Genomic DNA, 15,813 nt, shown 5'->3' with positions numbered 1-15,813 from the left:
TGAAGTTCCCCAATGCGGCATTCGGGACGTTGGAGTTCCCGAAAGCCACATTGGGGAACTCCCACTCAGGCCGGGGACGGGTTCGGAGCCTCCCCTTCGTCGGTACCGGTGTCGGTGCCGGTGCCGGGGTCGGGGTCGGGGTCGGGGTCGGTGTGGTTGATGCGTTCGCGGGCGATTTCCGCCATCTGTACCGCGGCCGCCGTGGCCGGGACCGCGAGGAACGCGCCGAGCACACCGAGCAGCGTCGCGCCCGCACTGATCGCGACGATCACCGCGAACGGCGGCAGCCTGACCACCCGGCCCATCACGGCGGGCTCGATGAGGTTGCCCTCCACCTGCTGCACGGCCACGACGATGCCGAGCGTGGCCAGTGCCAGTGCCGGACCGCTGTCCGCGAGTGCGACCAGGGTCGCCAGCAGGCCGGTGAGCACCGCGCCGATGAACGGCAGGTACGCGCCGAAGAACACGAGCACCGCCAGCGGCAGGGCCAGTGGAACCTGTAGCAGCGCCAGACCGAGACCGATCAGCACCGCGTCGATCAGGGCCACGATGGTCTGTCCTCGCAGGAATCCGCCAATGGTCGCCCAGAGCCGCTCGGCGACCTCCCGGGCGATCCCGCGGTGCTGCCGCGGCGCGAGCCGCAGGATCCCGTGCACCATCCGGCCACCGTCGTACAGGTAGAAGAAGAGCGCCACGATCAGGAGCACGAGCCCGGTGAGCACGTTGAGCAGGTCCCGGCCCACACCGGCCGCGAGCCCGCTCCAGCTGCCCATCACCTGTTCCGCCAGTTCCGCCAGCGAGGTGTCCGAACCGACGCCGGGCAGCTTCTGGACGGTGGGCTCCAGCCGGACGAATGCCTGCCCGACGGAATCCGCCAGTCCCGGCGCCTGCGCGATGAACGGGGGAACGATCGCCGCGAAGATGCCGGACAGCACGGCGAAGCCCCCGAGCACCACCAGGAGCGCGGACAGTGCGCGGGGGACTCCGTGCGACTTCAACCATTCCGCCGCGGGGCTCAACGCCGCGGCGGGGAACAAGGCCAGCAGCAGCGGGACCACGACGATCGACAGCCGCGACAGCACGAACCAGGCCACCACGGCGATTCCGACGATGCCGAGCGCTGCCCACGAGTGCGCGCCGACGCGGCGCAACGCCGGATGATCGAGCACGTCCGTACCGCCGATCTAGGAGATCAACTGGTCGAGCTCGGCCAGTGCGGCCTTCGCGCCCTCGTCACCACTGTCGGCCAACTCGGCGACCCGGCCGCGAACGCGATCCCGCGCCTCCTGCACATTGGCCCAGTGCTCACGGTCTGGCCGGTTCTCCAGCCCGTACTCGACGACGGTGTCATAGCCGCCCCGGTTGCAGGGCTCGATGGCATAGCGGGTGCCCTCGTGATGCCACATCCAGATGGCGGTCGTCATCGTGTCAACTCCCCGGTCGGTTCGGCCGTGCTTCCTGTCGTCGGGACTACCCGATCATCGGCCGGGTGAATCTCGACGCTGTCACTTGCCCATGCCTGGGTTTGTGTGCTGCCGATCCGGGTAGCCGGGCGGCATGAGGGATTTCGCGCAGGACCGGATCGACGCGGCGCTGACCGGCATGGTGTTCCCGTGCGAACGCCAGGCGCTGATCCGGCACGCCGCCGCCCAGGGTGCGGATGATGAGGTCCTCGGCAGGTTGTCGGTGCTGCCGGAGAACACCTACGCCGATCTCGCCGACATCCACGCCGCGCTGGAGCGCACGACGCACGACAGCGCCCCCGCCCGGAGGACCGAGGTCTGATTCCCGGCAGACCCCGGTCCGCCCACCGCGGCAACGGACTCAGAAGCTGGACCTGAGCGCAGGTAGCAGGCTGTCCCTGGCGAAGTCCAGGAATCCGTCCTGCTGGTCGCCGCCGATCTGCACGAGAGCCAGGTCGGTGAATCCCGCGTCGGCGAAGGCCCGCACCTTCTCGACGATCGGATCGACGTCCGGGCCGCAGGGAATGGCCTTCGCGACATCGTCCTTGGTGACGAACTGCGTGGCCGCCGCGAAACCGCTTGGTCCCGGCAGTTCCGAGTTGACCTTCCAGCCGCCTGCGAACCAGCGGAACTGCTCGTGGGCGCGCTCGATCGCGGCCTCCCGGTCGGTTCCCCAGCTCACCGGCAGCTGGCCGATCTTGCGCGATGGGCCCTGCTCGGCGACCCGGTGTGCGTCCCATTCCTCGCACAGCTGCTTCTCCGGCTGGACCGCGATCATCGCGTCGGCGACCGGCGCGAACCGCTGCACCGACTGCCCGCCGGACACGGCGACGCCGATCGGCGTCCTGACTTCGGGCAGGTCCCAGAGTTTCGCCGAGTCGACCCGGAAGTGTTCGCCCGCGTAGTTGACGTAACCGCCGTCGAACAGGCCGTGGATCACCTGGATGGCTTCGGCCAGCATGTCGTGCCGCACGTTGACCGCCGGCCAACCCTGCCCGACCACGTGCTCGTTGAGATTCTCCCCCGCACCGAGCCCGAGGGTGAACCGCCCGTCGGAGAGCAGTTGCGTCGTCGCGGCCTTCTGGGCGATGACCGCCGGGTGGTAGCGCATCGTCGGACAGGTCACGTAGCTCATCAGCTCGACCCGCTCGGTGGCCCAAGCCGCGGCGCCGAGCACACTCCACGCGTACGGGGAATGGCCCTGTTCCACGAGCCAGGGCGAGGTGTGGTCACTGCTCACTTCGAAGTCGAAGCCCACGTCCTCGGCGTCGATCGCGAATCGGACCAGCTCCTTCGGCCCTGCCTGCTCGGTCATCAAGGTGTACCCGAAACGCATTGCGATCCCTCCTGTTCGAGACTGCCGGACAGCGGTACTTGCTCTGGCAGTTCCGGTTGTGTGGAACCGGAAACCGGCTGTAGTGCGGTGATCGTCGGGCACCCGCGGTCGAGGAGGTAGGCATCCGTTCCCGGTTCCGCTTCGCCCCCGACGAAGGTGCTGAGGACCTCTTCCTGGCCGTCGCGTTGCTTCAGCCGGGTCTGCACCGCCCCCGCCTTCGACAACGTCGCCCTGGTCAGCGGGCCGAGTTCGGCCGCCGGAACGTCGGGAACGTTGACGTTGAGCGTCGAACCGGCAGGAGCATCCCGGATCAGCGGCAACGCGGCGTGGATGACTGGATCGGCGATCGCCCAGCGCACGTGGTCCGCGTTCTCGACCGTCAGCGACACGGCCAGCCCGCTCACTCCGTTGACCGCGGCGGTGAGCACGGCACCCACGGTGCCTGAGTGGATCACCGCACGGCCCACGTTGAGTCCCCGGTTCACACCGGACAGCACCAGTTCGGGCGGATCGCCGAAGGTGCCCTCCAACGCGGCGAGGGTGATGAACGCGGGATGCGCGGAAACGCTGAAACACGGAACCTCCGGCAGCCCCGCCACGTGTTCCTCACGCACCACCTCCCTGCCTGACTCGGCCACCACGGTCAGCCCGGCACTGGCACCACTGGCCTCCTTGTGCGGCGCGGCGATCACGACGTCGAAGCCGGCGCGGACGGCGGCCACGGCCAGCGCGGCCAGTCCCGGCGACGCGATCCCGTCGTCGTTGGTGATCAGGGTTCGAGGCCCGTGCCCCATCGGCATCCTCCTCACGGTGGTGCTGTCACGGCCCGGCCCAGGTGCGCAGATCCACAAGATCCGCGAGGTCACGCACACCTTCGCCGCTGCTCGACCCGAGGCCGTGCCTGGTGACGTTGAGTGCGCCCGCCGCGGCACCCACCTTGATCGCGTCCTGCAACGACGTACCGACGGCCAATTCGGCCGCTATGGCCCCGGTCATCGAATCCCCCGCACCACGGGGATCCACCGGGTGCAGCCGGGGCATATGCGCCTCCCACACCTCGTCCCCGGCCAGAATCAGCGCGGGTTCGCCCGCCCTGGACAGCACGACCGTCTCCGCGCCCTCCTCCCGCAGGGTGCGCATTCCGCGGACCAGTGATTCCGCGTCGTCGGACTCGGCCCTGCCGTCGTCCAGCAGTTCCTCATGACTCACCTTGACCAGCTCGAGGCCGCCCTCGAGCACCGCGTTGAGCCGCTCCCCCGCGAGGTCCGCGACGACGACGCAGCCGTTGGATCTGAGGTCCGCGGCCAGCCGCCGGTACACCTCCGCGGGCACAGTGCGGCGATCCGAAGGACCACTGAGGATGGAGACCGTGCTCTTGATGCCCTGCAACAGCGCGGTTTCGTACACCGCGTCCAGTTCGTGCCTGGAGAGCGGATCACCTGGAATGTCGGCTATCTCCTGCCGTTCGACCCCCCGCCGGTCGTGCACGTAAGCCCCGTTGCGTGCCGTGACCGGCTCCTGGACGTGCTCGATACCGCTTTCGTCCAGCAGGTGCCGCAGCACCTGCCCCACCTCACCGCCCAGTGCGGCGCACAACGCCACCGGGACCCCGAGCGAGGCGATCATCCGTGCCTGCCATACCCCCTGGCCACCCGCGTGCAGGTGCAGATCCGGCGCGCCGCCGAGATCCTCCACGGTCACGGTCAGCAGAGGCGAGGGCGCGAACACCATGACACGTCCGTCCATGACGACCGCATACCCACAGATCGCCCTGGCTAGTCATCGCGTTCTACGTACTGGCGTTCGCCTTCCGCGCCATGCGCTCACGCTGCGGCACGACCACGTACTTCGGGTCCTTGGTGGACTCGACCCCGGCCGAGTAGACACCGAACCTGGTGCACAAACCCGCGGCGAGGTACGCCGATCCCGCGATCGCTGAGGCGATCCGGTTGCGCCTGCCGAACACGGACAGTGCCGCGCCCGCCACCGTCAACGCCTTACTCGCCTTGAGCAAGGCCCCCGCCCTGCCCGTGCGGTAGGGCTCGGATACGACACCGAGCCCGTGCTCCAGCCGGGACGAGGCGACGAGTTCCGCCGCCGCACCCACAAGCCCGAGCCTGCGCGCCGGTACTGCCTCCGCTGGAGTGACGGCGAGCAGCGCCACACCCGCTCCCCCGGTCAACGCACTTCCGGCGAACAGCACGGGCAGCTGCCGGTGTCCCTCGTGCCAGGCCGGCGTCGCGGTGTCGGCGAGCAGCACGGCCGTGTAGGTGCACATCGCCGGGCCGAGCAGGCCGGCGCTCACGCCCGCGAGCGCTCCGAGCCTGGGCAGGCGGCCGGTGATCGTGCTCAGCGCGGCAGCGCTGGCCAGTCCGGAGAACGGCGCGAGTATCCACGACCCCACCGAAAGCGGTGAGGTCGGTTTGAACACGCGCAACATGTTCAGAAAACGTTCGGGCCTGCCCAGGTCGTGGATCAGCGCTGCCACGCTGGCCACCGATGTGGCACCCGCCGCCACCGTGGCCACCCTGGCCAGATTCGCGTGGCCTGCGGGTCGCGCGACGATGGCCATCGATGCGGAGGCACCGGCCACGCCGCCGAGGAAGAGGTACAGTGGAACGTCAGGCTGCTTCCACGCAGGTTCCTTGAGGATCGGTTTGCCGTAGTACGAACGGAACTCCGCGGGCTCGGCCATCTCCCGCTCGCGCCGCGGGCTCACCGGCCGGCCCCGAGGAACGACGCCACGACGGCGGCCGCGACCCCGAGTGCGGTGGCGGCGGCTCCCTTCCACATGGCAGGCAGATCCCTTGTGGTCACCACCGGGTCCGGTGGGAGTCCGTACACCTCGGGCTCGTCGAGCAGCAGGAAGAACGCGCCGTCACCGCCGACCCCGTCGTCCGGGTCGTGCCCGTACAGCCGGGCCTCACTGACCCCGGCGTCGTGCAGCGTTCGTTGCCGCTGCGCGGCCCGCTCCCGCAGTTCGTCCAGCTCCCCGAACTGGATGGAATCGGTGGGACATGCCTTGGCGCAGGCGGGTTCCATACCCGCGCCGAGCCGGTCATAGCACAGTGTGCACTTGAACGCCCTGCCATCGCTCTCCCGCTTCTCGATCACCCCGTAGGGACAGGCGGGAACGCAGTAACCGCAACCGTTGCAGATGTCCTCCTGCACCACCACCGTGCCGAACTCGGTGCGGAACAGCGAGCCTGTCGGGCAGACGTCGAGGCAGGCGGCACTGGTGCAGTGCTTACAGACGTCCGAGGACATCAGCCAGCGAACTCCGGAGTCGGCATCGACGACGTCCTGCCGGGGAGCACCGATCGTCGGCATGCCGAGATCGTCGCCGCGCACGCTCTCCGCTGTGCTCGACGACGGCGCGCCGGTGCCGGGATCGGCGGTGCCCACACTCGCGGCGGCCAGCACGTCCATGTCGTCGTGCATCGACCGGGCGGGCACCCGTTGCTCGATGAAGGCCACATGCCGCCAGCTGTTGGCGCCGAGATCGCCGGTGTTGTCGTACGAGGTGCCGAGCAGGTCCATGTCCCCCGGGCCGTCGGCGGGCACCAGGTTCCACTCCTTGCAGGCGACCTCACAGGCCTTGCAACCGATACACACCGAGGTGTCGGTGAAGAACCCCATACGAGGTTGCGGGTTCGCGTAGCCCATCTCGGTCACGTCTCGCTCCCTTCGGTTCCCGCCCGACGCTGGTACTCGTGCACCAGGTCCGGCAGGGCCGGGCCACGGGGTCGCCTGCCCGGCCGGATGTCACATGTGGCGGCCTTCGCCTCCTGGATGTGCACGTTCGGATCGAGCACCACGGAGAGCAGGTCGTTCGCCGAATCTCCTGTGGACAGTCCGTTCTGGCCCCAGTGATACGGAAGGCCCACCTGGTGCATGGTCCGGCCGCGCACCCGCAGCGGTTTCATCCGCTCGGTCACGAGCACTCTGGCCTCGATCGCCGCACGTGCCGAGACGATCGTGGCCCAGCCGAGATGTTCGAGACCGCGTTCCGTCGCGAGTTCCGGAGAAACCTCGCAAAAGAACTCGGGTTGCAGTTCGGACAAATAGGCCAGGCTCCGGCTCATTCCGCCCGCGGTGTGATGCTCGGTGAGCCGGTAGGTGGTGAACACGTACGGATACACCTCGCTGCGCGCCGGGTTGTACCGGTTGTGCGGGCCACCGAAAACCTGACGGGCGGGGTTCTCCTGCTGGCCGTACAGCGGGTTGTCGAACGGCGACTCGAACGGCTCGTAGTGGGTGGGCAGCGGACCGTCAGCGAGTCCGGCAGGCGCGAACAGCCAGGCCCGGCCGTCGGTCTGCATGATGAACGGCTCGGTCCCCGACAGTGCGTGCTGTGCCTTGGCGTCCTCCGGTGGTTCGTAGTCCGGGGACTTGGTGGCCTCGAAGTCGGGCACGTCCGCACCGACCCACTTACCCTGTTCCGCGTCCCACCAGACGTAACGCTTGCGCTCGCTCCACGGTCTGCCTTCCGGGTCGGCGGAGGCGCGATTGTACAGGATCCTGCGGTTGGCAGGCCATGCCCAGCCCCAGCCGGAGGCCACCCAGCTCTGTTCGTCCCCAGGTCGCCTATTCGCCGCGTGGTTGTGGCCGTCGGCATACACCCCGCAATAGATCCAGCAACCGCAGGAGGTCGAACCGTCCTCCTTCAGTTCCGGATACCCGGACAACGGCCCATTGGGGCCACTGCCGTTGATCTCGGCCAGCACCGATTCCGCGCTCGGCTCGGCGATCTCTCCCTCCGTCGGGTAGGACCAGGTGAGTTCCTGCACCGGCAGGTCGCGCGGATCAGTACTCGTCCGCAGCTTCTCCCGGATCATCCGGCCGAGGTGGTAGTAGAACCACAGTTCGCTGCGCGCGTCCCCGGAAGGTTCCACCGCCTTGTGGTGCCATTGCAGCAGTCGTTGCGTGTTGGTGAAGGTTCCGTCCTTCTCGGTGTGCGACGCGGCGGGCAGGAAGAAGACCTCGGTACCGATTTCCTCGGTCCGCAGCTCGCCGGTCTCGATCTCCGGTCCGTCCTTCCAGAACGTCGCGCTCTCGATCATTTGCAGGTCCCGGACCACCAGCCAGTCCAAATTGGCCATACCGAGCCGCTGCAACTTGCCGTTGGCCGACCCGACGGCAGGGTTCTCCCCGACGAGAAAGTAGCCCTTGCACTCGCCCTTGAGCTGGTTGTAGACGGTCTGGTACGTCCCGTGGTCGCCGGTTATCCGGGGCAGGTGGTCGAAGCGGAAGTCGTTGTCCGCTGTCGCGTGCTCACCCCAGTAAGCCTTGAGCAGGCTGACCACATAGGACTTCATATTGCCCCAGAAGCCGGTTTTGCCCGCGTCGGAACCGACGAACGAGTCGATGTCCAGCTCCGCCTTGGCGTGGGGCATCGGGATGTAGCCGGGCAGGATGTTGAACAGCGTCGGGATGTCGGTGGAGCCCTGAATGCTGGCGTGCCCGCGCAGGGCCAGGATTCCGCCGCCAGGCCTGCCCATGTTGCCGAGCAGCGCCTGCAGGATCGACGCGGTCCGGATGTACTGCACGCCGACCGTGTGCTGTGTCCAGCCGACGGAGTACACCCACGCCGTGGTCCGCTCGCGCCCCGAGTTCGCCGTAACCGCCTCGGCGACGTCGAGGAACTGCTCGACGGGAACGCCACAGACGTCGGCGACCACCTCCGGGGTGTAGCGGGCGAAGTGGCGCTTGAGCACCTGGTAGACGCAACGTGGGTGTTCCAGCGTCGGGTCGATCTTCGGCTTGGCGCCCACGCTCGCACCGCCACTGCCGTAGCTGTCCCCGTGCGCGGTCTGCTTGTGCTGCTGGCCGCCACCCTGTTGCTGCTGGTCGCGCCGCATCTCCTCCTCGGCCGGGATCCAGGCCTCCCGCTTACCCGCCGCGGGCGCGACCTCCGCACCTTCGTAGGACCAGCTGGCCACGTCGTACTGGCGGCCCTCAGGGTCGTAGCCGGAGAACAGCCCGTCGAGGTCCTCTGTGTCGGCGAAGTCCTCGCGCAGGATCGCCCCTGCGTTGGTGTAGGCCACGATGTAGTCGCGGAACTCGAGGCCGTTCTGCAGTACGTGGTTGATCAGGCCGCCGAGGAAGGCGATGTCACTGCCCGCGCGCAGCGCCACATGCGAGTCGGCGAGCGCACTGGTCCTGGTGAACCGCGGATCGACGTGGATGATCTTCGCCCCGCGCTTCTTCGCCTCCATCACCCATTGGAAGCCGACCGGATGACACTCGGCCATGTTCGAACCCTGGATGACGATGCAGTCGGAGTTCGCGAGGTCCTGCTGGAACGTCGTGGCGCCGCCGCGACCGAAGGAGGTCCCCAGACCGGGAACCGTGGAGGAGTGTCAAATACGGGCCTGATTCTCGATCTGTACCGCGCCGAGCGCCGTGTACAGCTTCTTCATCAGGTAGTTCTCTTCGTTGTCCAGCGTGGCCCCGCCCAGACTCGCGAAGCCCTCGGTGCGGTTGAGCCGAACCCCGTGCTCGTCGGTGTCCTGCCAGGTCTCCCTGCGCGTGGCGAGGACCCTGTCGGCGATCATCTCCATCGCATCGTCGAGCGACAGCGACTCCCAGTCGCGAGCGTAGGGACGCCGGTACAGGACGCGGTCGACACGGCTTGGACTGGTCACGAGCTGTTTGCTCGCCGCACCCTTCGGGCACAGCCTGCCGCGGGAGATCGGCGAGTCGGGATCGCCCTCGATCTGGGAGACCTCGCCGTCCTTGACGTAGATTCGCTGTCCGCAACCCACCGCGCAGTACGGGCAGATCGACTTGACGACCTTGTCCGCGTCCTCGACTCGCGCCCGCAGGTGCTGCGACCCATCGGACTTGGCCGCGGCGCCGAGACCGAGCCGGTCCTTGCCGGTGAGCTGCCGGATCACCGGCCAGCCCTCGATCCACTGCCGCACACTCATCACCGCTTCCGGTCGCCGTTCCCGCCGACCTCACCAACGTTAAGGTCTCACTGCCGCACCCGCAGTGTGGCGCTCAGCCGTCCCACTCCTGGGGCGGAGTTGCGGTACGCGACCAGCGATGGAGGCCGGCGAGGAAAGTCCTGCTGCGACAGACGGTCTCCACCGCTCGCGGATGCTCGGCCGGGGGCACACTCAGGCCGAGTGCGCCGGACAGGGCGCGGTCGACTCCGGCCACGGCAGTGCGATCCCGAGCCGTCGGTTCAGGCTCGGCGAGCTGTGCCGAGATCCGGCCATCGAGGTAGGTCTGCGCGATCGTGGACTGCAGTCGCGTGAGTGCTGAGCACAATGCCTCCGCGCTCTGGCGCAGGCCCGGCTCGTAACCGGCCGCGACCAGTGCCGTCACCGTCGCCTCGGCGACGTGCCGCAGCGCGGGCTCCGGGTCGTACTCGTGCCTGCGGGAGCGATAGGTGAAGGCGACCAGCGGATACCGGTGCACCATCTCGTCGACGGCACGCAGGTGCTCGGTCCAGCTCTGGCAGCGCTGCCTCGCCTCACCCGCGCCCGCCTCGGCGAGACAGTCGGCCAGCACAGTGACACCCCCGCCGTCCCGGACGTCGTCGTGCATGGCAAGGGTGAACCGGTTCCTGGTGGTGACACCACTGACGATCTCGATCACGTAGGTCGCCATTCCGGTGAACATGGTGAAACCGACCGCCGCACCGAATACCGAGACCAGTTGGGCGCTGGTCGACAACGGGGTCACGTCACCGTATCCGAGCACGGTGGTCGTGCCTGCCGCGAAGTACATGGCGTCGAGGAAGCTGGGCGGCCCGAGCGAGGTCTGCAACGCGAAGTCGGTGCCCAGCATGGGCCAGACCGCCAATGCGACGCCCAGGGTGCTCAGCACGATCCAGCTGAGGAAGGTGAGCGCCACGATCAGCGGCCCGGCGAGCCCGAGTACGTGCCTGCCGGAACGGGCCAGCCGCGCACTCAGCAGTGCGGTCGCCCGCCACACCGTCCGCCGTATCGTCGTGGCGACCAGCCCTTCGGCGTCCGGGTGGAGCACGGTCACGGCGGCGTCCAGCGCCACCAGCACGATCAACCCGAGGCCCAGGAGTTGTACGACGGTCATGGGAGCGAAGTACCCGTTGCGAGCGGAACTGACGCCGCTCGGCCGGCTGGCGCGGGTTCAGGCGCCCGGCGCACAGCTGCGGGTGCCGTTGGCGGCCCGCACGGTTACACCTGCCCCGTCGAGGTGCTCCAGCAGCGGCACGGCGACCCTGCGGGTGGTGTCGAGGGCCCGGCGGGCCTGACTCACGGTGAACGGCTGCTCCAGCCCTCGCAGCACCTGCGCGGCCCTGGTCACCGCGTCCGGGCCGAGCACGACGCCGTCGGCGATCCTGCACAGCCGCCCGACGCGAACGGCGGCAGCCAGCTCACGGGGACCGAGATCCAGCTCCACCAGTTCGTCGGCCTCCGGGGCACGGAAGGGCTCGGCGGCGAACCGGGACTCCAGGACACCAACCGGCCGTTCGAGCTCACGGGGCAGTCCGGCGCCCGCGCGTCGCACGACACCGCCGGAGACTTCCAGCCCGGTGTCGGCGAGCACCCGGGTGAGCAGGTCGGCGGCGGGCAGCCCGAGTTCGCGGCGCAATGCCTCAGCAGGCATCCCCGCGGTCACCGGGTCCCGCCCGTACCAGGCCCGCACGACGTCCTCCGCCCGCGCCGCCAGTTCCTTCCAGCGCGCTTCGTCGGCGAGCCAGCCGCCCACACGACGGCCGGTTTCGGGCAGACCGGCCGCTCGCAGTTCGTCCGCGCGAACGTACCCGCGCCGCTCGAGCAGCATGCGGCTCAGTTCAGCTGGTCCAGCGCCGTCGAGTTCCACTGCTCGCGCCCGCGCCGCCCCGCGCCGGTCGAGCCGGGGCGGGTCGACGTCGAGTACGTCCACACCTGCGGCGACGCGATGCTGTCCCGGATCGCGCAGCAGGCCGATATCGCCGACCCGCAGCGGCAACCGGTGCGCGAGGGTGAGCCGGGCGGTGTCCACACCGAGCGGCCGGATGCGGGCGGACGTGGCTGCCGAACCGACATGCAGCACGAGTTCGCGGGGTAACGCGGCGGATTCGTCGCCACGCAGGCGCACATCCAGCTCGCCGGTGTACGGCCACGCGCCAGGCGTGAGCAGTGCGTCGCCCCTGCCGACCCGGCCGCGGTCGGTGCCCCGCAGATTGATCGCGATCCGTGACACGGCGGCGGCTTCGGTGACGTCCGTGCCGAGCGCCTGCAGGCCGCGAACCCGGACGGTCTCCCCACTGCTCGCGACGGTCAACGAGGTACCGGCGCGCAGCGTTCCGGCCGCGAGCGTGCCGGTCACCACGGTGCCTGCCCCCCGGACTGTGAACGCCCGGTCGATCCAGAGGCGGACGCCGGCATCGCGCTCCGGTGCGGACAGCCGTCGGACGAGCGCCGCGAGTTCGGTGTGCAGATCGTCGAATCCTTCGCCGGTACGACCACTGACCACGACCGCCGGAGTCGCGCCGAGGCTCGTCGCGGCGAGCCTGCCCAGTGCCTCCTCCTTCGCGGGTCCGGGGTCCGCCCTGTCCGCCTTGGTGACGACCAGCAGGCCGTGGCGGACGCCGAGCGCGTCCACCGCGGCGAGATGCTCTTCCGACTGCGGCATCCAGCCCTCGTCCGCGGCGACCACGAACATCACCGCGGGCACGGGACCGACCCCCGCGAGCATGTTGGGCACGAACCGCTCGTGCCCAGGAACGTCCACAAAGGCCAGTGTTTCACCTTCGAGTTCGGTCCAGGCGAACCCGAGGTCGATGGTGAGCCCCCTGGCCTTTTCCTCGGCCAGCCGGTCCGGCTGCATACCGGTCAGCCGTTGAACCAATGTGGACTTTCCGTGGTCCACATGGCCCGCGGTGGCTACGACGTGCATCGGCGAACGGCCTCCAGCAGCTGCTCGTCGTACTCCTCCGGCACGGTGCGCAGGTCGAGCAGGCACCGGCCGCGCTCGATCCGGCCGACGACCGCGGGTTCCGCGACGCGCAGGACGGCGGCGTAGGTTCCTGGCAGGCTGACAGCGGCGCTGGGCAGACGCACGCCGGGGGCACCGCCCCCGCCTACGGCCGCCGTCGATTCGACGGCCACGGCGTCGACGCCCTCAGCGAGAAGCTTGTCCGCGATCCGGTCGGCCCGGTCGCGCAACGGGGTCAGCTCGGTGTCCAGCGCGGCCCGCACCGGCGGCGCCGGACCGCGCAGCGTCGCTTCCAGCGCCGCGAGGGTCAGCTTGTCCACCCGCAGGGCACGGGCGGCAGGGTGTCTGCGTAGGCGGCGCACGAGGTCGGCTTCGCCGAGCAGCAGCCCGGCCTGCGGGCCACCCAGCAACTTGTCGCCGCTGGCCGTCACCAGGTGGGCGCCCTCGCGCAACGCGCTGGTCGCGTCCGGCTCGTCGGGTAGCGCCGGATGTGGAGCCAGCAGCCCGGAGCCGATATCGGCGACGACGGGCACCCCGAGACCGCTGAGCTCGGCCAGCGGGACCTCGGAGGTGAAGCCGGAGACCAGAAAGTTCGACGGGTGCACCTTGAGCACGAACGCCGTGGCCGGGCCGATCGCATCGGCGTAGTCGGCGAGGTGTGTGCGGTTGGTCGTGCCCACCTCCCGCAGCCTGGCCCCGGTGGAGGCGAGCAGTTCGGGGATCCGGAAGCCGTCGCCGATCTCCACCAGCTCGCCCCTGCTGATCACGATCTCGCCGCCTTCGGCGGCCAGTGCGAGGGCGCAGAGCAGGAGCGCGGCGGCGTTGTTGTTCACGACGTGCACGTCGCCTGCCGACGGCACGGCCTCGGCGAGTGCCGCCAGCGCTTCCCTGCCCCGCCGTGCGCGTGTTCCGGTGCTCAGGTCGAACTCGACGTCGGTGTTGCCTGCCGAGGTCACGACCGCCTGGACCGCGGCCTGCGACAACGGCGCCCTGCCGAGGTTGGTGTGCACGAGCACCCCGGTGGCATTGAGCACCGCGCGAGCACCGGTGGCCACGGACGGCAGGGCGGCCAGCGCGGCGCCGGGCACCTCGTCCGGTGCGATCTCACCCGCTCGCGCCCTTTCCTGCGCCGTCACCACGACGGATTTCACCAGCGTCCGGCCGAGAAGCCGCTCGGCCTCGGCCAGTCCGGGATGCGCGAGCACGGCGTCGGTACGCGGGATCCGCCTGCGCGGATCGTCATCCGGCTCACCGGCCATGCGGGCATGCCTCCCGTGGGGCGGTTGGCGGAGGCGGACGGGAATCGAACCCGCCAACGGCAGTGCCTGCCGTTCAACGGTGTTGAAGACCGCGCCGGCCACCAGACCGGATACGCCTCCCTGAAAACGGACACAGCCCTGCCATCCTCGCAAGGAAGAGCGGGATGCGCGACCGATAGGGCAGCATGGGGACATGGGTTACCGACTGACGCAGTACGCGCACGGCGGTGGTTGTGCGTGCAAGATTCCGCCCGGCGAACTGGAAGATGTGGTCAGCGGCCTGTCCCGGCCCGTGCAGGGCACGGCTGCGGGCGAGTTGCTGGTCGGCCTCGAGCACGGTGACGACGCGGCTGCGGTGCGCATCGCCGACGGCATCGCGGTGATCGCCACGACAGACTTCTTCACCCCGGTGGTGGACGATCCGTACGACTGGGGCCGGATCGCGGCGGCGAACGCGTTGTCCGACGTCTACGCGATGGGCGGGCGGCCGGTAGTCGCGGTGAACCTGCTCGGCTGGCCGCGCGACGTGCTGCCGTTCGAACTGGCCGGCGAGGTGCTGCGCGGCGGTTCGGATGTATGCGCCGAAGCGGGCTGTCACCTCGCGGGCGGGCACAGCGTCGATGACCCCGAACCAAAGTACGGACTGGCGGTGACCGGCACCGCCGATCCGGAGCGGCTGCTGCGCAACGACGCGGGCAGGCCGGGCGTGCCGCTGTCGCTGACGAAGCCGCTGGGCATCGGCGTGCTCAACACCAGGCACAAGGCGACCGGTGAACGGCATGAGCAGGCGATCGAGACCATGGCTTCGCTCAACGCGGCCGCCGCGACGGCCGCGCTGGCCGCCGGGGTTCGGTGCGCCACAGACATCACCGGGTTCGGTCTGCTCGGCCACCTGCACAAGCTGGCGAGGGCCAGCGGCGTCACGGCGGTGCTGAACTCCGCCGCGGTGCCCTACCTCGACGGCGCCCGCGAGGCGCTGCGCGAAGGTCACGTCAGCGGCGGCACCCGCCGAAACCTCGACTGGGTCCGCCCGCACGTCGACCTGACGGCGATCTCCGAGGAGGAGGCCCTCCTGCTGGCCGACGCCCAAACCTCCGGCGGCCTACTGGTAGCGGGCGAAATCCCCGGCGCCCCGGTCATCGGCGAACTCATCCCGCAAACCCCCCACACCATCCAAGTCCACTGACTTAGCAGTTCCCGGGCCCGACTTAGCAGTTCCCGGGCCCGACTTAGCAGTTCCCGGGCCCGAGTTGGCAGTTCCCGGGCCCGAGTTGGCAGTTCCGGGGCCCGACTTTGCAGTTCTGGTGTCCCGGGGAAGTGGTTGCCGTGCAGAGCGACCTGCAGGGGCTGTTGGCACGGCCGGCTGACCTCAAAGGACGGCAGCGGAGGGCGGCACAGCAGGTGTTGCGGGGCGCCCGGTTGAGCAAGCCGAGGCATTGCCAGCGACGAGGCATTTACTGTCCTGAGCGAACCGGCGGAGAACGACGACACCGGCCGGATGCGGACGCGGCGTTGCTCGTCTGGGAGAAGAGGCGAGGAGCAGAGGTCGCTAACTGCGGACCCTTTGGTGCGTGGTTAGACGTCGACCAATGGCCACTCTGATTTCCTTTCCGCCGCGTGCCTGCACTTCATGCCCCATTCCACTGCCGCACGCCGCACAGCTCGGTTCCGTGAGCGGAATCCGCACACCGGGCTGCTTCTGTTTGCCAGCAAAACGGCGAGAGCGCGCGAGTTCCCAGCACCTCCGGTTCCGGCGATCGCCGGGTGACATCGAGACCAACGGCGGCCAGACCGGCCGCTGAGCCGTCCCGTGCATCCGGTCCCTTGACACGCCCACCGA

At 69.4% G+C, this 15,813-nt stretch carries 13 protein-coding genes and 1 tRNA gene; 2 read left to right on the top strand and 12 right to left on the bottom strand.

Annotated elements, in window-relative coordinates:
- Positions 1 to 65: 65 nt before the first annotated feature.
- Together D0C15_RS02560 and D0C15_RS02555 are read right to left on the bottom strand one after the other, a co-directional pair.
- Positions 66 to 1,169 (bottom strand): AI-2E family transporter, encoded by a 1,104-nt coding sequence (locus D0C15_RS02560; RefSeq protein WP_162829868.1) that lies wholly within the window; start codon positions 1,167 to 1,169, stop codon positions 66 to 68.
- A 15-nt stretch (positions 1,170 to 1,184) separates the two neighbouring features.
- Positions 1,185 to 1,424 carry a hypothetical protein gene (locus D0C15_RS02555; RefSeq protein WP_116040598.1) on the bottom strand — a complete coding sequence of 80 codons (240 nt, stop codon included), beginning with the start codon at positions 1,422 to 1,424 and terminating at the stop codon, positions 1,185 to 1,187.
- 133 nt (positions 1,425 to 1,557) lie between these two features.
- Here D0C15_RS02555 and D0C15_RS02550 point away from each other — a divergent pair, with 133 nt between their 5' ends.
- Positions 1,558 to 1,785, top strand: a complete 228-nt coding sequence (locus D0C15_RS02550) for a DUF2795 domain-containing protein (protein ID WP_116040599.1) — start codon at positions 1,558 to 1,560, stop codon at positions 1,783 to 1,785.
- Between the two features lie 39 nt (positions 1,786 to 1,824).
- Here D0C15_RS02550 and D0C15_RS02545 read toward each other — a convergent pair whose 3' ends face one another.
- From D0C15_RS02545 to D0C15_RS02495, 10 genes are all read right to left on the bottom strand, one after another.
- Positions 1,825 to 2,799, bottom strand: a complete 975-nt coding sequence (locus D0C15_RS02545; protein WP_116040600.1) for a TIGR03557 family F420-dependent LLM class oxidoreductase — start codon at positions 2,797 to 2,799, stop codon at positions 1,825 to 1,827.
- Positions 2,778 to 3,593: a 5'/3'-nucleotidase SurE gene (surE, locus tag D0C15_RS02540; RefSeq protein WP_116040601.1), complete on the bottom strand. Its 816-nt coding sequence runs from the start codon at positions 3,591 to 3,593 to the stop codon at positions 2,778 to 2,780. Before surE ends, D0C15_RS02545 begins: the two co-directional genes overlap by 22 nt.
- A gap of 25 nt (positions 3,594 to 3,618) precedes the next feature.
- On the bottom strand, positions 3,619 to 4,545 hold the full coding sequence (locus D0C15_RS02535) for a 1-phosphofructokinase family hexose kinase (protein WP_116040602.1): 927 nt from the start codon (positions 4,543 to 4,545) through the stop codon (positions 3,619 to 3,621).
- A 43-nt stretch (positions 4,546 to 4,588) separates the two neighbouring features.
- A complete protein-coding gene (gene nrfD, locus D0C15_RS02530) occupies positions 4,589 to 5,518 on the bottom strand; it encodes an NrfD/PsrC family molybdoenzyme membrane anchor subunit (protein WP_245975516.1) in 930 nt (309 codons plus the stop codon).
- Entirely contained in the window at positions 5,515 to 6,465 is a 951-nt protein-coding gene (locus tag D0C15_RS02525; protein WP_116040696.1) for a 4Fe-4S dicluster domain-containing protein, read from the bottom strand. Before D0C15_RS02525 ends, nrfD begins: the two co-directional genes overlap by 4 nt.
- Before the next feature lie 5 nt (positions 6,466 to 6,470).
- Positions 6,471 to 9,731, bottom strand: a complete 3,261-nt coding sequence (gene fdh, locus D0C15_RS02520) for a formate dehydrogenase (protein WP_162829869.1) — start codon at positions 9,729 to 9,731, stop codon at positions 6,471 to 6,473.
- 73 nt (positions 9,732 to 9,804) lie between these two features.
- Complete coding sequence (locus D0C15_RS02510; RefSeq protein ID WP_116040606.1) at positions 9,805 to 10,863, bottom strand: potassium channel family protein; 1,059 nt, start codon at positions 10,861 to 10,863, stop codon at positions 9,805 to 9,807.
- A 57-nt stretch (positions 10,864 to 10,920) separates the two neighbouring features.
- Complete coding sequence (gene selB / locus D0C15_RS02505; protein WP_116040607.1) at positions 10,921 to 12,675, bottom strand: selenocysteine-specific translation elongation factor; 1,755 nt, start codon at positions 12,673 to 12,675, stop codon at positions 10,921 to 10,923.
- Positions 12,663 to 13,973 (bottom strand): L-seryl-tRNA(Sec) selenium transferase, encoded by a 1,311-nt coding sequence (gene selA, locus D0C15_RS02500; RefSeq protein WP_116040608.1) that lies wholly within the window; start codon positions 13,971 to 13,973, stop codon positions 12,663 to 12,665. Before selA ends, selB begins: the two co-directional genes overlap by 13 nt.
- Before the next feature lie 25 nt (positions 13,974 to 13,998).
- Positions 13,999 to 14,093 (bottom strand) — tRNA-Sec (locus D0C15_RS02495).
- A gap of 73 nt (positions 14,094 to 14,166) precedes the next feature.
- On the opposite strand from D0C15_RS02495, the gene selD reads away from it, so the two are divergent.
- Entirely contained in the window at positions 14,167 to 15,159 is a 993-nt protein-coding gene (gene selD / locus D0C15_RS02490; RefSeq protein ID WP_116040609.1) for a selenide, water dikinase SelD, read from the top strand.
- The last annotated feature ends 654 nt before the right edge of the window (positions 15,160 to 15,813 follow it).

Source organism: Amycolatopsis palatopharyngis, assembly GCF_003385185.1.
GTDB lineage: Bacteria > Actinomycetota > Actinomycetes > Mycobacteriales > Pseudonocardiaceae > Amycolatopsis > Amycolatopsis palatopharyngis.
Note: the sequence above shows the minus strand (reverse complement) of the source record. Positions and strands in the feature narration are given on the sequence as shown.

Bases quoted from the DNA above. Each gene is read 5' to 3' on its own strand.
- D0C15_RS02555 (WP_116040598.1), bottom strand. From the start codon at position 1,424: ATGACGACCGCCATCTGGATGTGGCATCACGAGGGCACCCGCTATGCC.
- D0C15_RS02545 (WP_116040600.1), bottom strand. From the start codon at position 2,799: ATGCGTTTCGGGTACACCTTGATGACCGAGCAGGCAGGGCCGAAGGAG.
- selB (WP_116040607.1), bottom strand. From the start codon at position 12,675: ATGCACGTCGTAGCCACCGCGGGCCATGTGGACCACGGAAAGTCCACA.
- D0C15_RS02525 (WP_116040696.1), bottom strand. From the start codon at position 6,465: ATGGGCTACGCGAACCCGCAACCTCGTATGGGGTTCTTCACCGACACC.
- D0C15_RS02510 (WP_116040606.1), bottom strand. From the start codon at position 10,863: ATGACCGTCGTACAACTCCTGGGCCTCGGGTTGATCGTGCTGGTGGCG.
- selA (WP_116040608.1), bottom strand. From the start codon at position 13,973: ATGGCCGGTGAGCCGGATGACGATCCGCGCAGGCGGATCCCGCGTACC.
- selD (WP_116040609.1), top strand. From the start codon at position 14,167: ATGGGTTACCGACTGACGCAGTACGCGCACGGCGGTGGTTGTGCGTGC.
- D0C15_RS02535 (WP_116040602.1), bottom strand. From the start codon at position 4,545: ATGGACGGACGTGTCATGGTGTTCGCGCCCTCGCCTCTGCTGACCGTG.
- D0C15_RS02550 (WP_116040599.1), top strand. From the start codon at position 1,558: ATGAGGGATTTCGCGCAGGACCGGATCGACGCGGCGCTGACCGGCATG.
- surE (WP_116040601.1), bottom strand. From the start codon at position 3,593: ATGGGGCACGGGCCTCGAACCCTGATCACCAACGACGACGGGATCGCG.